Source organism: Micromonospora sp. NPDC007271 (genome assembly GCF_040634005.1).
Classification (GTDB): domain Bacteria; phylum Actinomycetota; class Actinomycetes; order Mycobacteriales; family Micromonosporaceae; genus Micromonospora.
This window is the reverse complement of the sequence record NZ_JBEYER010000089.1, coordinates 21,851-28,105: the sequence shown is the minus strand read 5'-3', so window position 1 is coordinate 28,105 and position 6,255 is coordinate 21,851. Positions and strand designations below refer to the sequence as shown.

The following is a 6,255-nucleotide window of genomic DNA, read 5'->3' as shown; positions in this document are numbered from 1 at the left end:
CGACCGGTGGGATGAGCTTGACCCGCGAGTACTGCTCGACCTCGGCAATCGCCGACCGCAGCACCTCGGTCATGGCCACCGGCCTACGCCACTGGCGACGCGAGACCGCCCCGCCCAGCACAGCGAGGTTCTCGGCGTGGCGGCGCACCCGGGTGGCCAGGTGGTCGACCTGGAAAAGGCCCTTGAGTAGGTAGGGGTCCTCAACCTCGTTCTCCAGCTCGTCGAGTAGCTGGATTTCCCGATGAACCAGGGACTGCAATCGCCGGGAGAGGTTGACGAAGATCTCGACCGGCTGGTCGGCCCGGCGGCGGGACGCCATGGCCGACGCCTGCAGGACGGCTGTCTGTGCGGCGTGATGGGTCTGGTAGAGATCGTGCTCCAGCGGTCCGAAGACGTCGCCTTCGACGGGCGGGAAGTCCGGGGCCTGCAGGGTTGGCCGTTCACCCCGGTGCAGCTGCTCGAGCAGCCGACGCACCTCCATGCGCCCCCATGCGGCCGATGAGCGCATCGTGTCGACCCTTCGCTGGATCGAGCCGGCGAACGCGGCCGCGCGGCTCGCCGTGACCAACAGCACGGCAGCGCCGACGGCGACCACCACGCCCAGGATGGCGACAGTCGCAGCGGACAGGGAGTCACTGGACACGACAAGCACATACGCCACCACGGCTACCGCGAGCAGAACCATGACAGCAGCGGGCAGCATCGAGAGCCACAGCAGGCTGGCCCGAAGCCCGCCATCGGCCTGCGACCGGTATGCCGCAGGAGTGGCATCTCGCCCTGAGTCCCCGTGCAGCACACGTGCGTCAGGTGGGTAGAGGTCAGACATCAGTGCCCTCGATATAGGAAAATCTCGCCGCAACGCGTGACATAGCGGCGCACTCTACATTGCACAGACCCAAACCAGATATTAGAGAACTACGCTCATCATGGGCGATCATGCTCGCACCCTCAACCCCCGCCACCGCGCCCATGCCCCGCCGTTGGTCGATATGCTCAGGTCAGGGGCACTTCGAGGAGCGGATTTTCCCCCGCCACGTGGTCGAATCTCGGCCATCCGGCATCAGTTACGGCGACGCGGAGTCGGGCAGGCAGCGGCGCCGCCAGGCCAAGTGACCGCCGCCTCGTCGGCGCCGCGGCTTCCGTGGTCGTTGCCAGACTCGCATGACAGGCCGACCGCGCAGGCAGGGCGGTCGCGGCAGGTACCGAGCCCCTCGTTGGCGTGGCGGCCGACGGCCTGACGGACGGCAAAGATCGGCGCGCTGACCCGCGGCGTCTTGATCACATCTGGTAGCAGCGTTTCGACAACCCTTCGTCATCATCTCGATCACGTTCAACGCCGAGATGCCCTCTGCCGCCCGGCCACGGCCACATGCCGACCCGACACCCAGCACTGCCTGTTGCCTCCGGCAGTCATGACCGGCTCAGGCCCGCTGGATCGGGCGAAGTGCCGCGTCCAACCACGGCGCGACGCGCCCCCACCAGCGTCAGACTGTGATCGGTCGACCGCATTAGGTAGAGTGCGGGCGTTGATCGTCGGCTATGGCCGAGAGTCGGAGAGGTGCCAGGATGACTCGACGAGGCGGGCGGTGGACGCGAGTCGCGCTGCGCCTCGGGCTCCTGGTCGGCGGGGTCGTCGTGGCGTGGGGCGCCCACGAGGCCGCCACCACCACGGCCGCCTACGCCGCCGATCGTCCGCCGGCCGCGCCGGTGGACGCCGCCGTCGACCTGCTCACCGGCATCCTCCGCCCGATCCTCGACCCGGCGGCACCACTACCAGCACCGGACGTACCCGCCGATGAGAGGGTTCCCGGCACCCCGCCGAGCGGAGCCGCCTCCGACACGGCAGCAGCCCGGCCAGCGAACCAGGGCACCCCACCACTAGCCGACGCTATCCAGGGCAAGAGGCCGAAGCCCGCCGTCGGCGTCGGCCGCAAGGCCGTTCGGCCAGGCGGCGGCGAAACGCTGGCACCGGTGGGTGATGTTCTCCGCCCGGTCACGGAGCCGGTTCGGGCCGGAGTGCTCACCCCGGTGGCCGACGCGCTGCGCCCGGTCACCGACCCGGTGCGGGCCGGCGTACTGGCCCCGGTGGCCGACGCCCTCACCCCGGTGACCCAGCCGCTCGCCCCGATCCTCTCCCCCGTCTGGCGGGAGCTGGAACCGGTGCTCGAGCCGCTGGACCCCGTCCTCGAACCCCTCCAACCGGTGGCGGACATCGTGGACCCGTCCACCGGCCTCCCGGCCACGCCACCGCCCGCGGCGACGCCCCCGACCGGCACGATCGGCGCACCGATGCCTGACGCCAGCCCGGGCTGCACCAGACCCGCCACCGGAACGGCACTGGCCCCTTCCGCCTCGGTGCCTGCCCCCACCAGCATCCCGACGGACCGGCGCACTCAGCTGTCGTCCCTGCTGCGCCTCGCCGGGTCGGACGGGCCGGACCCGCTGCGGCCGGACGCCGACTCCGCGCCCACCATGCCTACCCCCGGCACCAGCGGATCCGCCTCGTCCGGCGCTGTCCACGGGAGCCCGGCCGACACACCGACGCCGCTGTGGACGCCGCCCAGCCTGGCCGGGCGCCACTGCCACCCGACCGACAGCGACGCTCTCTCGTCCCGCTCGCCCCGCCCGGGGACCCGGCCCGCCTGACCGGCGGGCCGTTTGCGTGCCGTCCCCACGGCACCGGCGGCCTCTGCGCACCCGTATGCCCTGGCGGCCCTGGTGGCCCGCGCCGGTCCCGCGACGACGCCGGCAATCTTCCCCCGACTTTTCCCGATCACGATGGTGACCAGGAGTTACCCATGAACGTGAGCATGCCCGTCGTCCGGGCCCGCTGGTGCGACATCACCCGAATCACCGATCTCGTCACCGAAGCCCTCTCCCCCACCGCCCTCGGCGCCTGGCTCGTCCCCGACGAGCGACACCGGCCCACCGTTCTCGCCGCCGTGGCCCGGATCTGGATCGAACACGCGCTGCTCTTCGGCGACGCGTTCCTGCTCCCAGACGGATCGGCCGCGACCGTCTGGTTCCACCGCTATCGGCCCATCCCACCCCCCGTCCGGTACATCGACCGGCTCGCCGACGCCTGCGGCGTACACCAGGAACGGTTCCTCCAGTTCGACCAGGCCCTCGCCGCGCGGCGGCCCAACGAGCCGCACAACCACCTGGCGCTGCTCGCCGCACCCGGCAGCGGGGGCGCGGGCCACGCCGCGGCGGTCCTCGCCGGAGCGCAACGCTGGATGGACACGCTCAGCCTGCCCACATACGCCGAGGTGTTCGCCGACGCTGACCGTGACCTGTTCCAGCGGCACGGCTACACCCACCGCGGTGCCTTCCCGGTCGGAACCGACACCACCACACACGCGATGTGGCGACTGCCGCCGTTCTGGGTCGGCCGGTCCAGCCGCAACACCCGCTCACCCGTGCGGCGACCACTCGTCCTAGCCCACAACAACCCGTCAACCCGGTGGGCGCTGCGCTGATCCACCCGACCTGGCCGGGGCGCCCCCACCGCCCCGGCCAGGTCGGCACGGCGCATCACCAGTAGGCAACCAGCACCAGGACCGGCAGCATGGACCCGATCACGGGCGACGCAACCGAGCAGGGCGACGGCTTCCCGCGCCCCCGTCGCCGCCGGGGACCACGCTCGGCGTGGTGTGCAAGCTGCCCACCGAGCAGAAGACGCCTGCCTGTCAACGGCCAATCAGATCTGGCTCTGGCACGAAGTTCGTGATCACCGCTGGGGCGTGACGGCTATTCGGCGAGGATGACGCGGCGGAGGAGATCGAAGTCCGCTCGGCCGTACATTTGCCTTTTGATCGCTTTCAGTTCGCAGACGTTGCCATCGACCGCGCCGCTGCTCCAGGGCAGGGTGAGCCCGTCGCGGACAGCGTCGTAGTCCTTGAGCAGGCCGGCGGCGAAGCCGGCGAGCTGTGCGACTCCGCTGGCCTTGGCCTGGGCGATCCAGGTGACCAGGTGCTGGCCTTGGCGTTGGCGCAGCATGCCGGCGAAGTCGCTGACCAAGCGGCCGACGGTGCGCAGGCTGTCACATCGCTGCAGGATGCGTGCCAGATCAGCGTGTTCACGTTCGGTCCGCTCGGCGGCGGGCCGGATGTCGAGGGCGCACCCGGTCCGCCCTGCTGACTGGTACCACCAGGTTCGGCTACGCTGCGCTGCCGAACCGGAGGAGGCCGGGCATGACCGACACCGCTGTACGGCAGCGCCGGCCCGCGTACGCCGTGAACGTCGCCGCCGCCGCGACCGCACTGGGACTGCTGGCCTTCGCCGCCGACTCCGTCGACGGTGTCGCCGGCCACGTGATGGTCGCGCTGACCTCCAGCGGATTCGCCTGGGGGCTGGCCGCCGTCCTGGCCGGCCGGTACGCGGATACCACGCGGCGGGCCGTCACGGGTGCCATCGGCCTGTTGGTCCTGGCCACCGTGTCGTACTACCTACTCATCCTGCTGGTTAGCCGCCGGTGGAGCGGTGCCACCTTGGAGGACGGCAGTTCGGCCAACATGGCCGGACTGCGCTCGGTCGCGGTAATGACTGTGGTGTGGTTGGCCGGGTCGCTGCTCGCCGGCCCGCTGCTCGGACTGCTCGGCCACGCAGTACGCGCCAACACCACCCGCCGCGCCGCCCTTGCCGCCGGTATCGCATGTGGCCTGCTATCCGCCGAGGGCTGGCACGCGACCGTGCAGGCGCCGCCTTGGCGCCTGCTCGCCCTTGGTGATCCATTCTTCTATGGCGTCGCGGTCGGTGAGATCGTGCGAGTGGTGCTGCCGCTGGCTGTACTGGCGTGGCTGGTCGCGACACACCGTCTCGGCCGGGCCTGGCCGATGCTGCTCGCCGCCACCGTCGCCGCCGCGACGGCCGGCACCCTGCTGTGGTACGCCTTGGGGCTGGTCCAGGGTGCTTGAATTGCAGCGCGCTCCGGCCCGTACGGCTGTGGAGATCGACCACGACGAGGTCCTAGACTAACTCGCCATCGAAGGTGCCGAGTTCGAGGATGCCGTCGGCGCGGTCGGTCATCAGGTGTAGGGCGGTCTCCTCGGCGTCGATGCGTGGATGGGGCTCGACGCCGTGGGCGAGATCGGCGGCCAGGTTGAGAATCGCGGTCCGGAAACTGTCCGCCGCCACTGGGGACAGGTGCTGGACGAACGGCGGGAAGTCGCACCAGCCGTCCGGGTCCTTCGCCGAAATGCGGACCTCGTCGCTGAGGATCTCCGCCGCGGCGTGCAGCAGCAGCGCGGTCCGCGGCGTGATCACTTGGCGTTGCATTGGTCAAGGGTGAAGGCATAGTCGATCAACACGGACAAGATGCCGTCTGAGCTGCCCGTTCATTGGTCATCGGTGGTCAGCGTTCGTCGCTCTTGGTCCACCCCTGACGGCCTGGATACGGCCTGATCTTGGCTCGCCTGGCCTCTTGCCGCGACCCGGGCACGCCGCTCCATTCGCCACCCAACGAACCCGTAGGCCAGAAGAGGAAACGCGAGCAGGAGGAGGCTGCCGCCCGCAGTGAGGAGCCACAGCAGGGTCCGATCCCACTTCGCTTGGTCGGCGGCTGGGTCATCCCAGGGCGGTTGGGGCGCGAGGAACGCAGGAGCACAGCATCCGACCACGGCAGCCGAGACGAGCATCAGGGTGCCGACGATGAGTGCGAGGCGCGGCCGAGACATCTCCGCATGCTCGCAGAATCCGGCGTACAGGTCGACTCGTCCGTCACCCACCAGGTCAGCCGCTATCACATGACGGCTGACCTGCTGCTTCTTCGGGTGCTGCTGGTCGTGCTCGGTCATCATTGGTCGGCGCTTGACGGCCCGGAGACGGCCCAGGTCGCCCCCCTCGCTTGTAAGTTCTGGGCGCTCTGTCCGGCGAGGTCCGTCGGCGTCCCTGGCCTCGGGCCACCGTCCGGCGTCGTTCCTTACCGACCTCGTATTCACCACCCGCTATGGCACACCAATCGAGCCGCGCAACTTCCAGGGCTCCTGGCAGACCCGCTGCGACAAGGCCGGCGTCAGGCCGATCACCGTTCATGACGCCCGCCGCACCTGCGCCAACGCTGCTGGCCGACCTCGACGTCCATCCAAGAGTCGCCATGCAGGTGCTCCGGCAGGCCCGCTTCGCCGTGACCATGGAGATCTACACACAGGTATCGACGAAGGCGACCAGAGACGCCCTCAAACGCCTCGGTGACTCACTCGGCCGCTGACAGAACTGCTGTACAAAGCTGCTGTACGGAAGCAGAAAGGCCACCTC

Annotated in this window: 5 protein-coding genes and 3 pseudogenes; 4 read left to right on the top strand and 4 right to left on the bottom strand. The window is 70.0% G+C overall.

Annotation, left to right across the window (positions count from 1 at the left end; all coding sequences use genetic code 11):
* Positions 1-826: pseudogene (locus ABZ570_RS26245) on the bottom strand (hypothetical protein); the annotation flags it as partial.
* Between the two features lie 740 nt (positions 827-1,566).
* On the opposite strand from ABZ570_RS26245, the gene ABZ570_RS26240 reads away from it, so the two are divergent.
* Together ABZ570_RS26240 and ABZ570_RS26235 are read left to right on the top strand one after the other, a co-directional pair.
* On the top strand, positions 1,567-2,646 hold the full coding sequence (locus ABZ570_RS26240) for a hypothetical protein (protein WP_358068945.1): 1,080 nt from the start codon (positions 1,567-1,569) through the stop codon (positions 2,644-2,646).
* A 152-nt stretch (positions 2,647-2,798) separates the two neighbouring features.
* The gene (locus ABZ570_RS26235; RefSeq protein ID WP_358068942.1) at positions 2,799-3,479 is read left to right on the top strand and encodes a hypothetical protein; all 681 of its coding nucleotides are present in this window, start codon (positions 2,799-2,801) and stop codon (positions 3,477-3,479) included.
* A 271-nt stretch (positions 3,480-3,750) separates the two neighbouring features.
* Here the strand turns inward: ABZ570_RS26235 and ABZ570_RS26230 are convergent.
* A pseudogene (locus ABZ570_RS26230) lies at positions 3,751-3,918 on the bottom strand (ISL3 family transposase); the annotation flags it as partial.
* A gap of 275 nt (positions 3,919-4,193) precedes the next feature.
* Between ABZ570_RS26230 and ABZ570_RS26225 the strand changes: the two are divergent.
* Positions 4,194-4,916: a hypothetical protein gene (locus tag ABZ570_RS26225; RefSeq protein ID WP_358068939.1), complete on the top strand. Its 723-nt coding sequence runs from the start codon at positions 4,194-4,196 to the stop codon at positions 4,914-4,916.
* Positions 4,917-4,968: 52 nt separating this feature from the next.
* Here ABZ570_RS26225 and ABZ570_RS26220 read toward each other — a convergent pair whose 3' ends face one another.
* Positions 4,969-5,277, bottom strand: a complete 309-nt coding sequence (locus ABZ570_RS26220) for a hypothetical protein (protein WP_358068936.1) — start codon at positions 5,275-5,277, stop codon at positions 4,969-4,971.
* Between the two features lie 59 nt (positions 5,278-5,336).
* Entirely contained in the window at positions 5,337-5,795 is a 459-nt protein-coding gene (locus ABZ570_RS26215) for a hypothetical protein (RefSeq protein ID WP_358068933.1), read from the bottom strand.
* Positions 5,796-5,925: 130 nt separating this feature from the next.
* On the opposite strand from ABZ570_RS26215, the pseudogene ABZ570_RS26210 reads away from it, so the two are divergent.
* Positions 5,926-6,208: pseudogene (locus ABZ570_RS26210) on the top strand (tyrosine-type recombinase/integrase); the annotation flags it as partial.
* Positions 6,209-6,255 lie beyond the last annotated feature (47 nt).